At 70.9% G+C, this 18651-nt stretch carries 16 protein-coding genes and 1 pseudogene; 15 read left to right on the forward strand and 2 right to left on the reverse strand.

Annotated features, from left to right (window positions below; genetic code table 11):
• Positions 1–7 precede the first annotated feature (7 nt).
• The 13 genes from B042_RS0110410 (at position 8) to hydA (ending at position 15328) form a co-directional block, all read left to right on the forward strand.
• On the forward strand, positions 8–256 hold the full coding sequence (locus B042_RS0110410) for a (2Fe-2S)-binding protein (RefSeq protein WP_231493915.1): 249 nt from the start codon (positions 8–10) through the stop codon (positions 254–256).
• Positions 253–1653 carry an FAD/NAD(P)-binding oxidoreductase gene (locus tag B042_RS22735; protein ID WP_051415611.1) on the forward strand — a complete coding sequence of 467 codons (1401 nt, stop codon included), beginning with the start codon at positions 253–255 and terminating at the stop codon, positions 1651–1653. Before B042_RS0110410 ends, B042_RS22735 begins: the two co-directional genes overlap by 4 nt.
• Complete coding sequence (locus B042_RS22740) at positions 1650–2834, forward strand: FAD-binding oxidoreductase (RefSeq protein ID WP_155989002.1); 1185 nt, start codon at positions 1650–1652, stop codon at positions 2832–2834. The genes B042_RS22735 and B042_RS22740 overlap by 4 nt, the downstream gene beginning before the upstream one ends.
• Positions 2828–4114 carry an amidohydrolase family protein gene (locus B042_RS0110425; protein WP_028648241.1) on the forward strand — a complete coding sequence of 429 codons (1287 nt, stop codon included), beginning with the start codon at positions 2828–2830 and terminating at the stop codon, positions 4112–4114. Before B042_RS22740 ends, B042_RS0110425 begins: the two co-directional genes overlap by 7 nt.
• Positions 4111–6189, forward strand: coding sequence for a hydantoinase/oxoprolinase family protein (locus tag B042_RS22745; RefSeq protein ID WP_036554584.1), 2079 nt, complete (start codon positions 4111–4113; stop codon positions 6187–6189). Before B042_RS0110425 ends, B042_RS22745 begins: the two co-directional genes overlap by 4 nt.
• A complete protein-coding gene (locus B042_RS22750) occupies positions 6186–7919 on the forward strand; it encodes a hydantoinase B/oxoprolinase family protein (RefSeq protein ID WP_036554587.1) in 1734 nt (577 codons plus the stop codon). Before B042_RS22745 ends, B042_RS22750 begins: the two co-directional genes overlap by 4 nt.
• Before the next feature lie 222 nt (positions 7920–8141).
• Complete coding sequence (locus B042_RS0110440) at positions 8142–9758, forward strand: ABC transporter substrate-binding protein (RefSeq protein ID WP_155989004.1); 1617 nt, start codon at positions 8142–8144, stop codon at positions 9756–9758.
• Between the two features lie 76 nt (positions 9759–9834).
• Positions 9835–10899 (forward strand): ABC transporter permease, encoded by a 1065-nt coding sequence (locus tag B042_RS22755; protein WP_051415612.1) that lies wholly within the window; start codon positions 9835–9837, stop codon positions 10897–10899.
• A complete protein-coding gene (locus B042_RS22760) occupies positions 10896–11795 on the forward strand; it encodes an ABC transporter permease (protein WP_051415613.1) in 900 nt (299 codons plus the stop codon). The genes B042_RS22755 and B042_RS22760 overlap by 4 nt, the downstream gene beginning before the upstream one ends.
• A complete protein-coding gene (locus tag B042_RS22765) occupies positions 11792–12664 on the forward strand; it encodes an ABC transporter ATP-binding protein (protein ID WP_051415614.1) in 873 nt (290 codons plus the stop codon). Before B042_RS22760 ends, B042_RS22765 begins: the two co-directional genes overlap by 4 nt.
• Positions 12665–12666: 2 nt before the next feature.
• Positions 12667–13530 carry an ABC transporter ATP-binding protein gene (locus B042_RS22770; RefSeq protein ID WP_081748718.1) on the forward strand — a complete coding sequence of 288 codons (864 nt, stop codon included), beginning with the start codon at positions 12667–12669 and terminating at the stop codon, positions 13528–13530.
• The gene (locus tag B042_RS0110465) at positions 13527–13919 is read left to right on the forward strand and encodes a gamma-glutamylcyclotransferase (RefSeq protein ID WP_155989006.1); all 393 of its coding nucleotides are present in this window, start codon (positions 13527–13529) and stop codon (positions 13917–13919) included. The genes B042_RS22770 and B042_RS0110465 overlap by 4 nt, the downstream gene beginning before the upstream one ends.
• Complete coding sequence (hydA, locus tag B042_RS0110470) at positions 13916–15328, forward strand: dihydropyrimidinase (protein WP_197024255.1); 1413 nt, start codon at positions 13916–13918, stop codon at positions 15326–15328. The genes B042_RS0110465 and hydA overlap by 4 nt, the downstream gene beginning before the upstream one ends.
• Positions 15329–15510: 182 nt before the next feature.
• Here hydA and B042_RS0110475 read toward each other — a convergent pair whose 3' ends face one another.
• Positions 15511–15990: a nucleoside deaminase gene (locus B042_RS0110475; protein ID WP_028648245.1), complete on the reverse strand. Its 480-nt coding sequence runs from the start codon at positions 15988–15990 to the stop codon at positions 15511–15513.
• Between the two features lie 435 nt (positions 15991–16425).
• Between B042_RS0110475 and B042_RS22775 the strand changes: the two genes are divergently transcribed.
• Positions 16426–17838, forward strand: a complete 1413-nt coding sequence (locus B042_RS22775; RefSeq protein ID WP_155989009.1) for an ATP/GTP-binding protein — start codon at positions 16426–16428, stop codon at positions 17836–17838.
• 34 nt (positions 17839–17872) lie between these two features.
• On the forward strand, positions 17873–18409 hold the full coding sequence (locus B042_RS24350; RefSeq protein WP_051415616.1) for an RloB family protein: 537 nt from the start codon (positions 17873–17875) through the stop codon (positions 18407–18409).
• Here the strand turns inward: B042_RS24350 and B042_RS22785 are convergent.
• Positions 18398–18651 (reverse strand): annotated as a pseudogene (locus B042_RS22785) (IS30 family transposase); the annotation flags it as partial. The gene B042_RS24350 and the pseudogene B042_RS22785 overlap by 12 nt on opposite strands.

The following is an 18651-nucleotide window of genomic DNA, read 5'->3' on the forward strand; positions in this document are numbered from 1 at the left end:
TGTATCCGTGACCATCGATGGCCGGCCGGCCCGCATCCGCCCGGGCACCAGCGTCGCCGCGGCCCTCCTGGAACAGGGGCGCTGGGACTTCCGGACCGACCCGGTGTCCGGCACGGCCCGCGGACCCTACTGCGGCATGGGGGTGTGCCTGGAGTGCGAGGTCACCGTCGACGGCAGACCGGCCGTCCGAGCCTGCATCGAGCGGGTGCGCGAGGGCATGAGCATCGACACCTCCGCAGGGGAGGTGGGACCGTGACGCAGCCGACCACGATCCGCACCGCCGATGCCGCCGTCGTCGGGGCCGGCCCGGCGGGGCTCGCGGCCGCGCTCGAACTCGGACTGGCGGGCCTGAGGGTCCTGCTCCTGGACGAGCAGAGCGCGCCCGGCGGACAGTACTACCGCAGCCCCGGGCCCGAGGCCGTCCGGGAGGTCGGCGACCACCGCCCCGCAGGGGCTCGGCTGATCGCCCGCGTACGTGCCTGCGGCGTGCGCGTACTCTCCGGGCACACCGTCTGGGGGGTGGAGGACGACCGCCGCGGCCTGCTGGCGGCCGGGCCCGACGGCGATCCCGTGATCGTCCGCGCCGATCGGATCGTCGTGGCCACGGGGGCCTACGAACGCTCTGTGCCCTTCCCCGGCTGGCAGCTGCCGGGCGTGGTCACACCCGGCCTGGCCCAGCACATGTGCGCCGAGGGCGTGAGGCTGGGGCGCAGCGCGGTCGTCGCCGGATCCGGTCCGTTCCTCCTGCCGGTGGCCTGTGCTCTCCTGGAGCGGGGCGTGCGGGTCCTGGCGGTGGCCGAGGCGGGCCGGCCCTACACCCCGCGGCCCGCCGCCCTGGGCGCGCTGCGCTTTCCCGCGCGGCTGGTCGAACTGGCCTCGTACACCGCGCGCCTGGCACGGCACGGGGTGCGCCTGCACCAGGACACCGTCGTCGCTGAGGCCTCGGGCCGCGAACGGGTGCGGGAGGTCACCCTGGTACGGCGCTCCGACCCCCGCCGGGTGGTGGGTCGGCACGGGGCCGACGTGCTCTGCGTCGGCTACGGCTTCCGCCCCCAGTCCGACCTGGCCCAGCTCCTCGGCTGTGACATGGGGCGGGATCCGGCCACGGGCGACCCCGTTCCCCTCCTCGGCGCCGCCGGACGCAGTTCGGTCCCTTGGGTGCACGTCGTCGGTGAGGCGGCCGGGGTCGCCGGGGCTCCCACGGCCCTGCTCCGTGGCCGGGCGGCGGCCTTCGACATCCTGGCCGCGCGGGGGCGGACCGTCGGCCGCCGCTCCCGCAGGGCGGTCACCGCCCGGTTGGCCTCCCTGGCCCGCTTCAACGGGCTGACCTCCCGCCTGTACCCGGATCCGGCGCGTCTGACCGCGGAACTGGCCGCCGGGCTGCCCGGAGACACCCTCGTCTGCCGCTGCGAAGGCGTCACGGCCGACACCCTGCGCTCCGCGGCCTGCCTGCCCGGGGGGTCGGACGTCCCGGCGCTGAAGGGCTCGACCCGGGCCGGGATGGGCCCCTGCCAGTCACGCGAGTGCGGGCCCGCACTCGACGCTCTGCGCGGCCGGGGGACAGGGGCCGGGGCCGTCCCCGCACGGGTCCCCCTGCGCCCGGTGCCGCTCTCGACCGTCCTGCACCTGAGAGCCTTCGGGGAGGAAACGTGACCGGCTTCGACGCGGTGGTCATCGGGGCGGGGGTCCTGGGCGCCGCCACCGCCCTCGACCTGGCCGAATCGGGCCTGTCCGTGCTCGTCCTGGAACGCGGAGCCCCCAACAGGGAGGGATCGGGGACCACCGCGGGCAACCTGCACATCCAGGCGGTCCACACGCGCCGCCCAGGCCAGGCCGTCCCCCTGGACAGCCAAGCCCTGCTCCCCGCCCAGAAGGCGTCGGGCCAGCTGTGGGCCGAGGCGGAGGAACGTCTCGACGCGGACCTGGAGGTCCGCCGCAACGGCGGGTTCATGGTCGCCGAAACACCCGGGCAGTGTGCGGAACTGCGCACCAAACACCTCTGGGAGGAGCAGAGCGGACTGCGCACCGAGGTCTTGGACGGGGACGCCGCGCGGGAGGCGCTTCCCCTGCTCGGCCCCACGGTCGAGGCCGCCACCTGGTGCTCCGACGACGGCTACGCCAATCCGCTCAAGGTGGCCCCCGCCTACCTGGCGGCGGCCCGCCGCAACGCGGCGCAGGTCCGGGCGTTCACGCCCGTCACCGGACTGCAACGACGGGGGGCGCGATGGAGGGTGGAGACTCCCGCGGGCCACTACGACACCCCCGTGGTGATCAACGTCGCGGGCCCCTGGATCGGTGACGTCTGCGCGATGGCCGGCCTCCGGCTTCGGATGTCCCCCGTGGCGATCCAGATGCACGCGACGGTGCGGGAGCGGCCCCTGCTCCACCACCTCGTCCAGCACATCGGTGAGGGCATGTCCGTCAAGCAGGTCACCTCGGGCAACCTCCTCATCGGGGGAGGGTGGCCCGCCAGGCGGATGGAGCAGGAAGGGCGCAGCCACGCCAGCAGCCGGAGCCTTACGGGCAACGTCGCCCAGGCGGCCCGCATCCTGCCCGTCCTCTCCGGACTCCGCCTGCTGCGCATGTGGGCGGGCCCTCTGGCCGCGACCCCCGACGAGATGCCGTTGATCGGCGCGGTCCCTGGAGCACCGGGGTTCTACGTCGCGGGGGGGACCTACGCGTTCACCTTCGCACCACTGTGGGGGGAGACGCTGGGCCGACTGATCCGCGAAGAGCAGCCCCGTGTCGACGTCTCCCCGTTCTCTCCCGACCGGTTGACGGAAACCGGACGGGCGTCTCTCACACCGACTCGGAAGGGAGTCACACCGTGCTGAACCACAACCGACCCCGCACGGGAGCCGGAGGGCCCGGGGCGGAGCGATCCCTGTGGCTGACCGGCGGCCACGTGGTCGACGTCGTCACCGGCGCCGTCGCCCGGGACCACAGCGTCGAACTCAGGGACGGGGCCATCGCCCGTCTCACACCGGAGCCGGCTCCCCCGGGGGCCGAGGTCCTCGACCTGGGGGGCCGGTACCTGATGCCCGGCCTGATCTCGGTCCACACGCACCTGTCGGTGCTCTACCCCTTCGACGCCGCCGACTACGGCGAGAACCCCGCCACGACGGTCCTGCGCGCCGCGGCCCGGGCCCGCGACGCCGTCACCGCCGGCGTCACCACCGTGCGCACCCTGGGTGAGCAGAACCGGGCCGACTTGCTGCTGAGGGAGGCCGCCGCCAAGGGCTGGGCGCCGGCCCCGCGCATCGTGGGGGGCGGCCAGGCGATCTCGACCACCGGAGGCCACGGCAAGGGCGGACTGAGCGTGTTCGCCGACGGACACGACGAGTTCCTCAAAGCCGCCCGGACCGAACTGGACGCCGGCGCCGACCACATCAAGATCTTCATCACCGGCGGTATCGCCCACCTCGGGGAGACCTTCAACGGTTCCCAGACCTCCCGGGAGGAGATGCGCGCCGCGGTGCGGGCCGCCGGGGAACACGACACCTACGTCGTGGCCCATGCCGGAGGTTCGCAGGCCATCCTCGAAGCCCTCGAATGCGGAGTCCGGGGGTTCGAACACGGATACGACCTCGACGACGCGGTGGTGGCCGAGATGGCACGCCGCCGCGCCTTCCTCACCCCCACGCTGACCGTCACCCGCTGCCCCGACTGGATGCGCGAGCACGACTTCACCGAGTGGCAGATCGAACTGGCGATGCGTGTGGGCCCCGGGCACCTGGAGAGCATCCGCCGGGCCGCCGCGGCCCGGCGGACCGACCCCGCCGACCCGGAGGCACCGGGCATCACCATCGTCACCGGTACCGACTACCCGCCCGGCGAACCCATGGACGGCACGATCACCCAGGTCCGTGAGATGGAATTTCTGACCCTGGCGGGGCTGTCCCCCCTAGAGGCCCTCCAAGCGGCGACCGTCAACGCGGCGTCCCTGCTCAACCTCGACGACCGCGTAGGACGGGTCGAGGAGGGCTACGCAGCCGACCTCATCGCGGTCGGCGGTGACCCGACCTCCGATCTGTCGGTACTCCACGACATCCCCCTGGTGATCCAGTCGGGAAACGTCATCCGCGACGGCATCACCGAAGGAGTCGGGAAGTGACGCAAGGCAACGAGCGCCGCGTGCGGCTGGCGGTGGACATCGGGGGCACCTTCGTGGACGCCCTCGCCTACGACGACTCCACCGGCGAGATCAGGATCAACAAGGCCCCCACCACCCCGGCCGCGCCCGCCGAAGGCGTCCTGAGGGCGGTCGCCGGACTGGCCGATGGACTCGGACACGTGTCCGCCCTGGTGCACGGCACCACGCTCGGCCTGAACGCCATCCTCCAACGCCGCGGGGCCGACGTCGGCATCGTCACCAACGAGGGGTTCCGCGACCTCTTCGAGATCGCGCGGGCCGCCATCCCCGCCGACCGCATGTACGACTTCTCCTACGCTCCGCCGCCCATCCTGGTCCCCCGGCGCCACCGCCTGGGAGTGCCCGGGCGCATCGACGCCGAGGGGAGGGTGGTCACCGAACTGGACGAGGACGCGGTCCGCGAGGCCGGCCGGATCCTCGTGGAGGAACACGGACTGGCCTCCATCGCGGTCTGCTTCCTCCACTCCTACGCCCACCCCGCGCACGAACAGCGCGCGGGAGAGATCCTGAGGGAGGCGTTCCCCGGGGTGTCGGTGTCCCTGTCCACCGACATCACCCGCGAGTACCGGGAGTACGAGCGCACCAGCACCGCCGTCATGGACGCCTACATCCGACCGGTCCTCGACGACTACATCAGCGTCCTGGAGACCGGCCTCCGCGAGAGGGGGCTGTCGGACCCCCTGCACATCATGCGCTCGGGCGGCGGCGCCATGACCGCGGACCTGGCACGGACGGCCCCGCTGACCACGGTCCTGTCCGGCCCCGCCGGCGGTGTCGTCGGAGCCAGCTACCTCGCACGCGAGCTGGGCATCGGGCGCCTGCTGTCCTTCGACGTCGGCGGAACCAGCATCGACTCCTGCGTCATCGTGGACGGAGAGCCCAGCGAGGTCCACGAGGCCGACATCGACGGCTTTCCGCTGCTCATCCCCATCTTCGACCTGCGCACCATCGGCGCGGGCGGAGGCTCCATCGCCTGGACCGACGACGGACTCCTCAAAGTGGGTCCGCACAGCGCGGGCGCGGTCCCCGGCCCCGTCGCCTACGGCCAAGGCGGCACGGAGCCCACGGTCACCGACGCCGCGCTGGCCCTCGGCTACCTCGACGCGGACGAGTTCCTCGGCGGGAAGATGAACGTGGACGCGGGGGCCGCGGCCACCGCGGTCCGCGACCGGCTGGCCGACACGCTGGAGGTGGACACGGCCGAGGCCGCCGCGAGCGTCTTCCGCGTCCTGATGGCCCGATCCGTGGGCGCCCTGAGAGAGATCACGGTCGAGAGGGGGCTCGACCCGCGCGAGTTCACCCTGCTCGCCTTCGGCGGCGCCGGTCCCATGCTCGGACCGATGCTCGCCCGGGAGATGGGCATCGGGACCACGGTGATCCCGCGCGTCCCCGCGGCCTTCTCCGCGTTCGGCATGCTCATGTCGGACCTGGAGTACGAGTTCTCCACCACGGTACTGCGCCCCCTGGAGGCGAGAGGCTTCGCCGAACTGGAACCGCTCTTCGCCGAACTGGAGGAGAAGGCGAACGCGGTCCTGGCAGACCAGGGCATCGCCGAGTCCCGCGGCCACCTCGTGCGCAGGGTGGACGTGCGCTACCGGGGCCAGGAGCACACTCTGGGCATCGACCTGGCCCCGGGCGACACCGCCGCCTCGGTGCTCGCCTCCTTCCACACCCTCCACCGGTCGCGCTACGGCCACGCCATGGACGAGCCCGGCGAGGTGATGACCCTGCGCGTGCGGGCCGTGGGGCGACTGCCCAAACCCGCACTGACGGCAGAGGAGCCCGCCACCGGCCCCGCACGCCCCCACGGAGGGCGCAAGGCCTTCGACATCTCCACCGGTGCCATGGCCGAGTTCGCCGTCCACCGCAGAGAGCGCCTGGCCCCCGGCCACAGGGTCCAGGGCCCCGCCATCGTCGAGGAGGGAACCGCCACCACCGTGCTCTTCGGCGACCAGGTCCTCACCGTGGACCCCTACGGCCACCTGCTCGTCGCGGCCTCCGGGCACGTCGACGCCACTGGGAAGGAGACCCCGTGAACACCCCGCGACCACCGCTGGACGGCGCCACCGTCGAGGTCATCCGCAACTACGTCAACTCCGTCGCCGAGCAGATGCGCCGCACCCTCGTCAGGTCCGCCTTCAACCCCGTCATCTACGACGTGCTGGACTTCGGCATCTCCATCTACGACTCCAAGCGCCAGCTCATGGCCGAGGCCGCGGGCATCACCCACTTCCTGGGAGCCAACGACCACGCCCTGGTCAAGCTCGTGGACTACGTGGGAGCCGAGGCGATGGCCCCCGGCGACGTCTACCTCATGAACTACCCCTACTGGAGCGGTGCCCACTCCTACGACGCCATGCTCTGCGCACCCGTCTTCCGGGACGGGCACGAGGGCCCGGCCGCCTACCTCGCCGTCCGCGCCCACTGGATGGACCTGGGCGCCAAGGAGGCCGGCTACGTCCTCGACTCCACCGACATGCACCAGGAAGGCATCATCTTCCCCGGGACCCGGATCGTGGCCGGCGGGGAGGTGGTCCGGGACGTCGTCGAGCTGATCCGGTTCAACTCCCGGCTTCCCGAGGCCACCCTCGGCGATTTCCACGCCCAGTTGGCAGCCCTGCGCACGGGGGAGGAGCGCCTCCGCCAGGTGTGGGACAAGTTCGGCGGCGACACCGTCGAACAGGCCATCGACCTGGTCATCGAGCACGGAGAACGCGTGGCCCGCCGCGCGGTGGCCAACCTCCCCGACGGGACCTGGCGCGCGGTCGACTACATCGATGACGACTACATCACCGACGACCTCATCCGTATCGAGGTCGAGGTCAGCATCGAGGGGGAGGAGATGACCGTCGACTTCAACAGCTCATCCGCGGCCGTGGCCGGGCCGGTCAACCTTCCCATCGGTTCCACCCTCGGGTTGGCCAAGGCCGCGTTCAAGGGCCTGACCACAGCCGACGAGGCCACCAACGCGGGCCACTTCCGCCCGCTGCGGGTCGTCGCCGACCCCGGCAACTTCTTCCACGCCGTCTACCCGTCGGCCACCTTCACACAGTGGAGTGCGATCGTCGCCTTCGAACTGGTCTACAAGGCCCTGGCACGGGTCATCCAGACCCTGCCGGCCTCCAGCGGAGGCGACGAACCCGGGTTCATGGCGCTGGGGAACGACCCGCGGACGGGGCGGGACTACGTGGTCAGCAACAACGAGGGCATCGGATGGGGCGCGGCCCGCGACCACGACGGGGGCACCGCCCAACAGCACCCCTCACAGACCACGGTCCGCAACACACCGATCGAGGTCTTGGAGCACAAGGCCGCCCTCTTCCACGAGAAGCTCGAACTCCTCCCCGACTCGGGAGGCCCCGGCCGCCACCGCGGCGGGTTCGGAGTCGAGCGCGTCGTGCGCTACACCGCGCCCGGCGAGGTCCTGTCCATGAAGAAGAAGAGCAAGACCCGGCCCTGGGCGCTGCACGGCGGACACGAACCAGAACCCAGCCACATGGAGCTGTGGCCGGACACCGACCGCAGCAGGAGGGTCGGCATGTACCGGGCACGGATGGAGCCCGGCGAGCGCTTCGCCAACCGCACCGCGGGGGGAGGCGGCTACGGCCACCCCTTCGAGCGCGACCCCGCGGCCGTGGTGGAGGACGTGCTCAACGGACTCGTCACCGCCGAAGCGGCCCGTACGTGCTACGGGCTGCGAGTCGAACCGGACGGGACGTGGGAGGCCACGCCCGACAGGTCGGCGCACACGCCGCCAGAGCCCTGATCCCACGGCCCTGGCCGTACCAGGAGTCCTCCGGGCACGGGCCTGCCCGCCCCGCCCGGAGGAACCCTCACGGAGCACGGAAACCGGGACCGGTATCCGCGGCACCGTGGCCACCGTTCAGGCCCCGGCAGGTGAGACCCGCGTCGAAGAACGCGCACCGTCGGGGCCGCGTGACCGCTCCTTGGAGAGACCGTCACGTACCGAAGGATAGAGGAGAAGCCAGTGCGACACATCAACGGCGGCCCGCGACGAGGAACGCCGCGCCACTGCGACGGACCCGTGCTCGGCAGGGCGATCACGGGCACGGCCGTGCTCTCGACCGTCCTGCTGCTGACCGCCTGCGGCACCACGGGCGGGGAGAGCGGGTCGGCCCAGGCACGGGAACAGGCCCTCATCATCGCCGAGAACGAACCTCCGGCGACGTTCGACCCGCTTCAGGCCAACAACTCCACCGTCGACGAAGTGGCCCGCCCGGCCTACGACACCCTGGTGCGTTTCGAAGGGGGGGAACTCGTACCCTCCGTCGCCCTGGACTGGAGCGTCTCCGAGGACGGCACCACCGTGGAGATGACCCTGAGGGACGACGTGGTCTTCCACGACGGCTCCACCCTCACTGCGGCCGACGTCGTCTACACCCTCGACCGCGTCGACCGCCTCCAGATCGGCGTCTCGGCGCTGCTCGCCGGGTACGAGTCAGCCGAGGCCGTCGACGACACCCACGTCGCCATCACCCTCTCCGAACCGCGCGCCCCCTTCCTGTCGGCGCTGAGCCGCCTGTACCTGCTCAACGCGGACCTGGTCGAGGAGAACGCGGGCGACGACGACGGGCAGCAGTGGCTGTCCGCCAACGACGCCGGGTCGGGCCCCTACCGGCTCACCGGGTACACGCCCAACCAGGAGGCCGTGTTCGAGGTCTTCGAGGACTACTGGGGAGGGATCGACGGCCAGGCGCAGAGCGTGGTCTTCCGCTACCTCTCCGAGGCCTCGACCCAGGCCACGGCCCTGAGGCAGGGAGAGGTGGACATCGCCATGGACATCTCCCCCCAGGACTGGGAAGCGATGGGGAACGAGGGGTTCACCATCGACCGGGCCGACACCAACGTGCAGCTCTACGCACTGTTCGACATGACCGGAAAGGGCGAGACCGAGCAGGCGGCGCTGCGTGAGGCGATCGCCTACTCCTACGACTACGAACAGCACGTGGAGAGCATCCTCAAGGGCGCCGGAACGGCGGCACAGGGGGTCCTGCCCACCGGGATGCCCTGCCACTCGGCAGACGTCCTCCAACCGACCTACGACCCCGACCGGGCACGGGAGATCCTTGACGAGGAGGGCATCGGGGACGTCTCGCTCACCATGACCTACCTGGAGGCCACCGCCGAGATGGAGCAGGCCGCCACCCTCCTGCAGTCCAACCTCGCCGACGTCGGGATCGACCTGGAACTGCAGGCCATCACCTATCCCCAGTACGTGGAGATCACCGCGGACCCGGAGAGCATCCCCGACCTCGGCATGATCTACACCTTCCCCGCGTTCCCCGACCCCGACGCGGTGCTCTACCAGAGCTTCCACTCGGCCAACATCGGCGGAGGCATGAACTTCGGCGGCTACTCCGACGCCGAGGTCGACGAGCTCGTGGAACTGGGCCAGCGCAGCACCGATGAGCAGGAGAGGTGCGCCGCCTACGCCGAGGCGCAGGAGATCGTCGCCGAGGACCACGCGGCCCTGGCGCTGTCCAACCCGCAGTACGTCACCGTCATCGGCGAGGGGGTCACCGGCTACGCCTACGACCCGGCCCACCACCAGACCGTGGACGTGTACCGCATCACCAAGGGCTGAGGCCCGCCCCGGGCGGTGCCGGCCGCGGTCGGCACCGCCCCACCCCGATAGAACCACCACCCGGAGGGGAGGCACGGTGTTCTCGTTCATCGCCCAAAGACTGGGGATGATGATCCTGGTCCTGGCCGGCCTCATCACTGTCACGTTCCTCATGACCCAGGTCCTGCCGGGCGACCCCGCACGGGCCGCCGCGGGGCGCAACGCCACCGCCGAACAGGTGGAGGCGGCCCGCGAGCGCCTGGGCCTCGACGCCCCGGTCCACGAGCAGTACGTCTCCTACGTCGGCCGTGTCGTCCAGGGAGACCTGGGGACCTCGGTCTTCACCCAGCGTCCCGTGACCGACGACATCGCCCAGGTTCTGCCCTCGTCGGTGGAACTGGTCCTGGCCGCGATGCTCGTCAACGTCGCCGTGGCCCTCCCGCTCGGCGTGCTCTCCGCCTATCGCAGGGGCCGCGCCGTCGATCTGGCGGCCCGGCTGGTCGCCCTGCTGGGTGCGGCCCTTCCCGTCTTCTGGCTGGGCCTGATGCTTCAGGCGTTCCTCTCGGCGCGATGGGGCCTGTTTCCTCTGGCCGGACACCTGCCCTTCGGTGTCTCGGTCCCCCGGGTGACCGGCATGACCACGGTCGACGCCCTGGTGGCGGGCAACCCCGCGGCCTTCGGCGAGGCCGTCCGCCACCTGGTCCTGCCCGCCGTCACCCTTGCCGCCGCCTACATCGCGGTGGTCACCCGAACACTCCGGTCGACCATGATCGGAGCGCTGGACGCCGACTACATCACCCTGGCCCGGTCGACCGGAGCCCCCGAGGGCAGGGTGGTCCTCTCCCACGGCCTGCGCAACGCCTTGGTCCCCACCACGACCATCCTGGGCATGCAGCTCGGCTGGATGCTGGGGTCCACCGTGCTGGTCGAGTCCATCTTCGGCCGGGTCGGGGTGGGAGCCTACTCGGTCACCGCCGTCCTCCAGAACGACCTGTACGCCGTCATCGGCGCCGTCCTGGTCATCGGGATCGTCTTCGTCCTGGCCAACTTCGTGGTCGACCTGGTCCAACTGCGGCTCAACCCCCGCCTGCGACGGGGCCGTGCCACCGACGGCGCCGAACCCGCGGCGCAGACCCTCGACCCCGCAGGGGAGCGCGCATGACGGCCACGACATCGACCCGCTCCCCCTTGAAGGCACTGAGCGTCCTGCGCGCCGGCGGCCGTGCGGCGCGGCACGGCGGTACGGGGATCGTCGACCGCGCCGCGGTGGGCGTCGCCGGATGCATGGTCCTCCTCGCACTGGTGGGCCCCTACCTCGCCCCGATGTCCCCGTACGCGGTGGACCTCGGCGCGGCCCTGCAGCCCCCGAGCGCCGAGCACTGGTTCGGCACCGACGTCAACGGCCGGGACATCCTCAGCCGCCTCCTCGTCGGAGGGCGCACCACCCTCCTGGCCACCGTCGCCGTCATCGCCGCGGCCATGGTGGTCGGCACCCTGGTCGGGACCGCCGCCGCACTCGGCCGCCGCGTGGTCGACGAGATCCTCATGAGGATCTGCGACATCGGCCTGTCGATGCCCGCGATCATCGTCGCCCTGGGCCTGGCGGCCGCCATGGGGCCCAGCCTCCAGTCAGCGGTGATCGCCCTGGCCGCCACCTGGTGGCCGGGCTATGCCCGACTCGTGCGCACCCTGGTGCGCGAGGTCCGCGACGCCGAGTTCGTCGAATCCGCGCGCATGCTCGGCGTCTCGCCAGCACGCCTGGTCTTCCGGCACGTGCTGCCGAACTCCCTGAGCCCCCTCTACGTCCAGACGACACTCGACGTGTCCGCCGTCATGCTCGTCATCTCAGGGCTCTCCTTCGTCGGTGTCGGCGCCCAGGTGCCCTCAGCCGAGTGGGGGGCGATGATCGCCGCCTCCCGTGACACAGCCATCACCGCGTGGTGGACGGTGTTCTTCCCCGGAGCGGCCATAGCGGTGACCGCGATCGCCTTCAACCTCGTCGGCGACTGGTTGCGTGTGCGCACCGACCCCACGCTGAAAACGGGAGGCCGCCCATGAGTGACCGATCCACAGACCGGACACTGCTGAGCATCCAGGACCTGCGGGTGTCCTACCCCACGCCGGAGGGTCCGTGCGCGGTGGTCAAGGGGGTCAGCCTGGAGATCGCCCGGGGCGAGAGGCTCGCCCTGGTCGGGGAGTCCGGCTCCGGGAAGTCCGTCACGGCCCGTTCCGTCCTGCGCCTGGACTCCGAGGCACGCCTCCAGGGCGCGGTCCGCCTCGGAGACCAGAACGTGCTGGAGATGACGTCCGGACAGGTGCGCCGGCTCCGTGGGGCACGGGTCGGGCTCGTCTTCCAGGACCCCCTCGCCGCGCTCAACCCCGTCAAGACGGTGGGCTGGCAGATCACCCAGCCCCTGCGCCTCCGGGGCGTGGGACGCCGTGAGGCCCGAAACCAGGGCGTGGAACTGCTGGAGCGGCTCGGTGTGGCCGACGCCGCGAGGCGCTTCGACGACTACCCGCACCAGTTCTCCGGGGGCATGCGGCAACGCGTGGTCATAGCGATAGCCGTCATCGCGGACCCCGAGCTCCTCATCGCGGACGAGCCCACCACCGCCCTGGACGTGCGTGTGCAGGCCCGCGTCCTGGAACTGCTGTCGGAGTTGGCGCAGGAGAGGGACATGGCCGTCCTGCTCATCACCCACGACCTGGGTATCGTCGCGGGATTCGCCGAGCGGGTCGCCGTCATGAGGGAGGGGGAGCTGATCGAGGCGGGCGACGTCGACCGGATCTACCGGAGCCCCGCACACCCCTACACCCGGGCCCTGCTCGACGCGGTCCCGCGCATCGACGACAGCCCCGGCCGAAGGCTGAGCGGTGGGTCCGGCCCGGCTCCGCGCCGTTCGGCCGCGGGGAAGGAGGAGCAGTGAGCATGACCGAGGTCCCGCCTCCTCTTCTGGAGGCCCGCAAGCTGGTCAAGACCTTCCCCGGACGCAGGGGCGGCCGAGCCGTGGACGAGGTGTCCCTGATCGTGCGCAGGGGCGAGGCGTTGGGGCTCGTGGGCGAATCCGGGTCCGGCAAGTCGACCACCGCGCGCTGCATCGCGGGTCTGCTGCGCCCCGATTCCGGCCGCGTCCTGGTCGAGGGGCAGGAGGTGACCTCCCCCCGCGCACGGCGCCGTGGCCGCCGCCGTGTCCAGATGGTCTTCCAGGACCCCTATTCGTCGCTCAACCCCCGGATGACGGTCGCCGACCTGGTGGGGGAGGGCCTGTACGTCCACGGCATCGAACCCGACCGGGCCCGGCGGCGCGACCGGGTGGTCGAACTCTTGGAAACGGTGGGCCTGGACTCCGGGCACCTGGACCGGTACCCGCGCTCCTTCTCCGGGGGCCAGCGCCAGCGCATCGCCATCGCACGGGCCCTGTCGGTGGGACCCGACCTGCTCATCTGCGACGAGCCGGTCTCCTCCCTGGACGTCTCCGTGCAGGCCCAGGTCTTGGACCTGTTCGCCGACCTCCGGGAAACGCTGGGCCTGGCCCTGCTCTTCATCGCCCATGACCTGGCTGTCGTCCACCACCTCTGCGGCCGTGTCGCCGTCATGAACGCCGGACGGGTGGTCGAACAGGGCGAACGCGACCAGATCTACCGCTCTCCGGGGCACCCGTACACCCGGTCCCTGCTCGACGCCGTTCCGGTCCCCGACCCGGCGGTGGAACGGGCCCGGGCCGCCGCACGGGGATGGGACGGGCCCGGAGCGCAGAGCGCCGAACAACAGAAGGAAGGTGAGGGACTGTGACCACGGTCCGCATGTTCGTCAACGGACAGGCCATGTCTGGCGGTGAGATCAGCCACGCGCTGGAGGGGGCCCGCTTCCTGGGGCCGGCCGAAACCGCACCGCGCTACCGCTTCTACTCCGTACGCGACGAGTTCCCCGGCCTGCACCCTGTCGGAGAAGGGGGCCACCGTGTTCCCGGGGAACTCTACGAGGTCGAGTACGAGCGCCTGCGTGACCGGCTGCTGCCCGAGGAACCACCGGAGCTGGAGCTGGGGGTCGTCGAACTGGCCGACGGGTCGGGCTCCCTGGCCATGCGCATGCGGGCCGGGGCGTTGAAGGCCCCCGGTGTGGCCGACATCAGCGACCGGGGCGGCTGGCGCTCCCACCTGGAGCGGAGGAACGCACAGTGACGGGAGAGGCTTCATGCCGGGGCCCGGTGGACCTCGTGGTCCGGGGAGGCACCGTCGTCAACGCCGGTTGGCAGGGACCGTCCGACCTCTTCGTCTCCGGCGGGAAGGTCATCGCCCTGGCTGCCCCGGGGACCCCTGCGCCGAAGGGCTCGTCTCCGGACGAGGTGGACGCCCACGGGATGCTGGTCATGCCCGGCGGGGTCGACCCCCACTGCCACGTCGGGTTCACCTCGGGTGAGTACACCTCGTTGGACGACCAGCTCCAGTGCACGACCGCCGCGGTCTTCGGCGGCACCACCACCATCGTCGACTTCGCGATCCCCCGGCCCGGGCAGAGCCCCCTGGGGGAGGTGGAGCGGCGCCAGGCCGTCGCGGGGGAGGGGCTGTGCGACAGCGCCCTGCACGGGTGTGTCGTGGAATGGGACGACAGCACGGCCGGTCAGCTCCGTGAGATGGCGGCGCGCGGTGTCAACACGATCAAGATGTTCACCACCTACCGCGGCGAGTCCATGGCCGACGAGTACACGATCCTGCGGACGATGCAGGCGATGCGGGAGACCGGCGGGATGGTGGTGATCCACTGCGAGGCCGACCACATCATCGGCGAGGCGCAGCGCAGGTGTGCTGTGGAAGGGGGAGTGGAGGCCTCCCGGATGGCCGCCACCCGTCCCGAACTCGCCGAGACGGCCTCGGTGGCCGAGGTACTGGCCATCGCCGAATCGGTCGGGGCACCGGTGTACTTCGTCCACCAGTCCACGGCCGAGGCCGTCGAACTGGTGGCCGCAGCCCGCCGGCGCGGTATGCGCGCCTACAGCGAGACGGTCGCCCACCACCTCGTTCTCGACGAGGGGGTCTACGCCGGGGCACACCCCGAACGGTTCGTGTGCTGCCCTCCGCTGCGCTCGCGCGAGACGGTCCGGGCCCTGGGGCGCCACCTGTTCACCGGCGAGGTCTCCACGGTGGGCAGCGACCACTGCTGCTACGACACCGGGCAGAAACGCGAGAACCGCCACGATGTGAGGAGCATGCCCAATGGGCTCCCCGGGGTCGAGACCCGGCTCGCGACGGTCTTCTCCACCTACGTCGCGGGGATGGGCCTGCCGGTGACCCGGTTCGTGGAGCTGGTCTCGGCCGACCCGGCCCGCACGAACGGGCTCTATCCCCGCAAGGGAGCCCTTCTGCCCGGATCGGATGCCGACATCGTGGTCTGGGACCCCTCGGCCCGCTGGACGATGCGCTCCCGGGACCTGCACATGGCGACCGACTACACCCCCTATGAGGGGATGGAGGTGACCGGGCGGCCGCACACCGTGGTGGTGGGGGGCCGTGTCGTGGTCCACGACGGCGCACTGGTGGATCCGCGGCCGCAGGGGCGTGCGCTCGCCGCGGGGCCCGTTGCGGTGTTCTGACCGCCGGACCGCAGGAGCCGCCGCGTCGGCGGTGCCCGCAGTGCTGTGGGGGAAGCCCTGCACGACGCGGGTGCCGCCGAACCGCGACCGGGCCGACCACCCGGGCGGGGCGCCCTCCGGGCCGCTGGCTTCTGGTCATGCGGGAGCGGGGTGAGAGGCCGCGGGCCCGGGCCCGCGGCCTCTCACCCCTTCCCGTGGAAGCGCGCCTGGAGGGCCCGGACCTCCTCGGTCAGGGCGGGCACCGGCCCGTCCACCCGCGCGCCGGGCACCACGTCGCGCACCGGCAGCGGGCGCACGGGCCCCGGCGGCACGCCCCAGTCAGCCAGCCAGGACGAGAGCTGCGCGGAGGAGCTCGCGTACACGATCCGGCCGAGCCCGGCCCACCCGTGCGCGGCGGCGCACATCGGGCAGTGCTCGCCGGAGGTGTACACCGTCGCGGCGGCCCGTTCGGAGGCGGTCAGCGCGGTGGCCGACCACCGGGCGATGGCGAACTCGGGGTGCCGGGTGGCGTCCCCGGAGGCCACCCGGTTGTGGTCGGCCATGAGCACGGTGCCGTCCGCCGCGACCAGCACGGAGCCGAACGGCTCGTCCCCGGAGGCCAGGCCCTGTTCGGCCAGCTCCACCGCGCGCCGCAGGTAACGCAGGTCGGTCTCGTCCACCATCGCCGCTCCCTCGTCTCCCGGCCACCTTAGGCCCGGAGTCCGTCGCAGGGCGCGCACCCAGGAGGGCATGGAGCGCTGGGGGTAGCGGTCGCCGAAGCCGCCCCCGGGCAGGATCTCGTCGATCGCGACCAGGTCGGCCTCGGTGAGGGTGACCTCGTTGCCGTCGCCCGCCGCCTCTTCCCCGCCGTGTCGGCGGAGCCGGGCGCCGAGCGCTGACCGCGCCCCGGGGGCACCTCTGCCGGATCACTCCTGGGTGGCAGACCGGGTATCAACATTGCGTCATGAAGATGGGATGAGTGGCCTAGTGTTCGTCTCGGTGGTTCCTGGGGAGATAAAATCCGCAACCGACTATGAAAAGATGCATGAAAGTAAGCCTGACGGGTTACGGTAACTAATGTTGGGCTCGTAGGCGTCGACAGTCTGGAGGTGGCGTCCGTGCTGTTGCGGTTTCGTGTGGCGAACTGGCAGTCCATCCGCGACGAACAGGAATTGAGCCTGGTCGCCGCCGATGAACACGGCGACCTCGCGATGCGGGACGTTCCCGGGACCGCTCTGAAGGCGCTGCCCGTGGTCGGGGTGCTCGGCGCGAACGCCTCGGGCAAGTCCAACCTGATGGAGGCGATGGCCTACGCGCGTGACGCGGTCCGGCGTTCGCACAACGGATGGAACCCCCGAGGCGGTACCCGGCGGGTTCCCTTCCTGCTCGACGCGGACTCGGCGTCTCGGCCCTCGGAGTTCATCTTCGACTTCGTCAACGGCGACGGGGTCCGCTGTGAGTACGGCTTCGCCGTGGACGACAACGCGGTCACCGCCGAGTGGCTGTATAGCTGGCCCCACGGGCGCATGCGTGTGCTCTTCGAACGCCGGGGCCCGCAAGAGATCTCGATCGGCCCCGGCCTGCGCAAGGGGTTCGGAAACCGCACCCAAGTGGCCAAGGAGTCCGTGCGGCCCAACAGCCTCCTCGTCTCCGCGGGAGCCGCGGGCAACCATCCGCTGCTCACCGGTGTCTACGACTGGTTCGACCGGATGGACACGGCGTTCGACGCCAACGCCCCGGCACGCCTGGAGCTCACCCTGCGCATGCTCTCCGGCGCGGAGCGGGAACTGTGTGCGCTCCTGCTGAAGTACGCGGACCTGGGGATCACCGGTGTCCATGCGGAGGAGAAAGAGATGCCCGAGGAGGCCGCAGCGCACTTCGCGGCCGGTTTCCGGGTACTGGATCCGGACGGTCCGGCGCTGGATCCGCAGGGGTGGCGCCAGTCGCCCGAGATCGTCGTCACGCACCGGACCTCCCGAGGCGGTGTGGAGCTTCCCTATGGCGCGGAGTCCACGGGAACGCACACCTGGTTGGAACTGGTCGGCCCGGTGGTCCGTGCCCTGGTCGAGGGCCGTGTACTCGTCGTCGACGAGCTGGACGCCCGGCTGCATCCCAACCTGGCCGGCCAGTTGGTTCGGCTCTTCTCCGACCCCGAAACCAACCCTCGGGGAGCCCAGCTCGTCTTCAACACCCACGACGTCACTCTGCTGAGCCGCCGCTCCTTCGGTTACCTGACCCGGGATCAGGTCTGGTTCGCCGAGAAGGGGGTGGACGGAGCCACCGAGCTGGTGGCGTTGCGAGAGTACAAAGTGCGCGATGATCGCGATGATGTGGTGAAAAAGTATATTTTGGGTGCTTTTTCTGCTGTGCCGTTTTTTGATGACGCCATCAGTGATGAACTCTCCCGCCTTGTCGGCAAAGGTGCGGTAATGTGCCGTTGTGGCGTCGAGAAAACGGAAACAGGGCAGGTCTCTCAGCCCGCGCAATCTTCGCACGAGGAGCCCCAGGCGCAGGTACCTCATCTTCTGTGAGGACACCTATGGCGGTACGACCTACTTCCGGAAGATGCGGGAGGAACTGCGCTTCTCGAACGTGTCGATCAGGCTCGGCGATCAGCACGGGGAACCGTACGGTCTGGTCCTGGACGCCAAGAAGCGCAAGGAGTCCGCACACGGGCGGCGCCGGGAGCAGGGCGGCGAGTTCGACGAGGTGTGGTGCGTGATCGACATCGAAGCACCTCGCCCCCACGACTCACTGGACGAGGCCATGCGGTTGGCGCACCGGAGCGGAATCGAACTCGCCTACGCCAACCCGTGTTTCGAACTCTGGCTGTTTCTGCATCAGAGGGACCATTCCGGTTATCTGACTACGGAATCGGCCATCGCCAAGATGAGGGGTCTGGAATGCTGCTACACGTCTGGTAAGGACTTCGATCCCGAACACTTCCTTGGCCGACCCCAGCAGGAGGCGATTCGGCGGGCCGAACTGCTGGACAAGCAGCATGAGGGCAAGAGCCACCCGAGAGACAGGAATCCCTGGACGAACATCCACATTCTGGTTCGCGGCCTCCTCAAACAGGGATGGGTGGTGTCAATTCGTTGAAGCAACGCCCTCGCCCTGGCCCTCCAACAGTTGCTTGTGGAACACCTCTTGCGGTGTGTAGAACCCCAAGCACGCCCGAGGACGGGTGTTGAGCTCCTCAGCGATCGCGGTCAGGTACGGCTGATGCTGCGGGATGTCGGTGCCCTTGGGCAGATACTCCCGGATCAGGCGGTTCGTGTTCTCGTTCGTGGGCCGCTGCCACGGCGAGTGCGGATCAGCGAAGAACACCGGCAGGTCAGTGG

The sequence above is a fragment of the Nocardiopsis sp. CNT312 genome, from assembly GCF_000515115.1.
Lineage (GTDB): Bacteria > Actinomycetota > Actinomycetes > Streptosporangiales > Streptosporangiaceae > Nocardiopsis.

Excerpts from the sequence above, each read along its gene's own strand:
- B042_RS22765 (WP_051415614.1), top strand. The coding sequence starts at position 11,792 with ATGAGTGACCGATCCACAGACCGGACACTGCTGAGCATCCAGGACCTG.
- B042_RS24350 (WP_051415616.1), top strand. The coding sequence starts at position 17,873 with ATGCGGGAGGAACTGCGCTTCTCGAACGTGTCGATCAGGCTCGGCGAT.
- B042_RS22760 (WP_051415613.1), top strand. The coding sequence starts at position 10,896 with ATGACGGCCACGACATCGACCCGCTCCCCCTTGAAGGCACTGAGCGTC.
- B042_RS22770 (WP_081748718.1), top strand. The coding sequence starts at position 12,667 with ATGACCGAGGTCCCGCCTCCTCTTCTGGAGGCCCGCAAGCTGGTCAAG.
- B042_RS0110475 (WP_028648245.1), bottom strand. The coding sequence starts at position 15,990 with ATGGTGGACGAGACCGACCTGCGTTACCTGCGGCGCGCGGTGGAGCTG.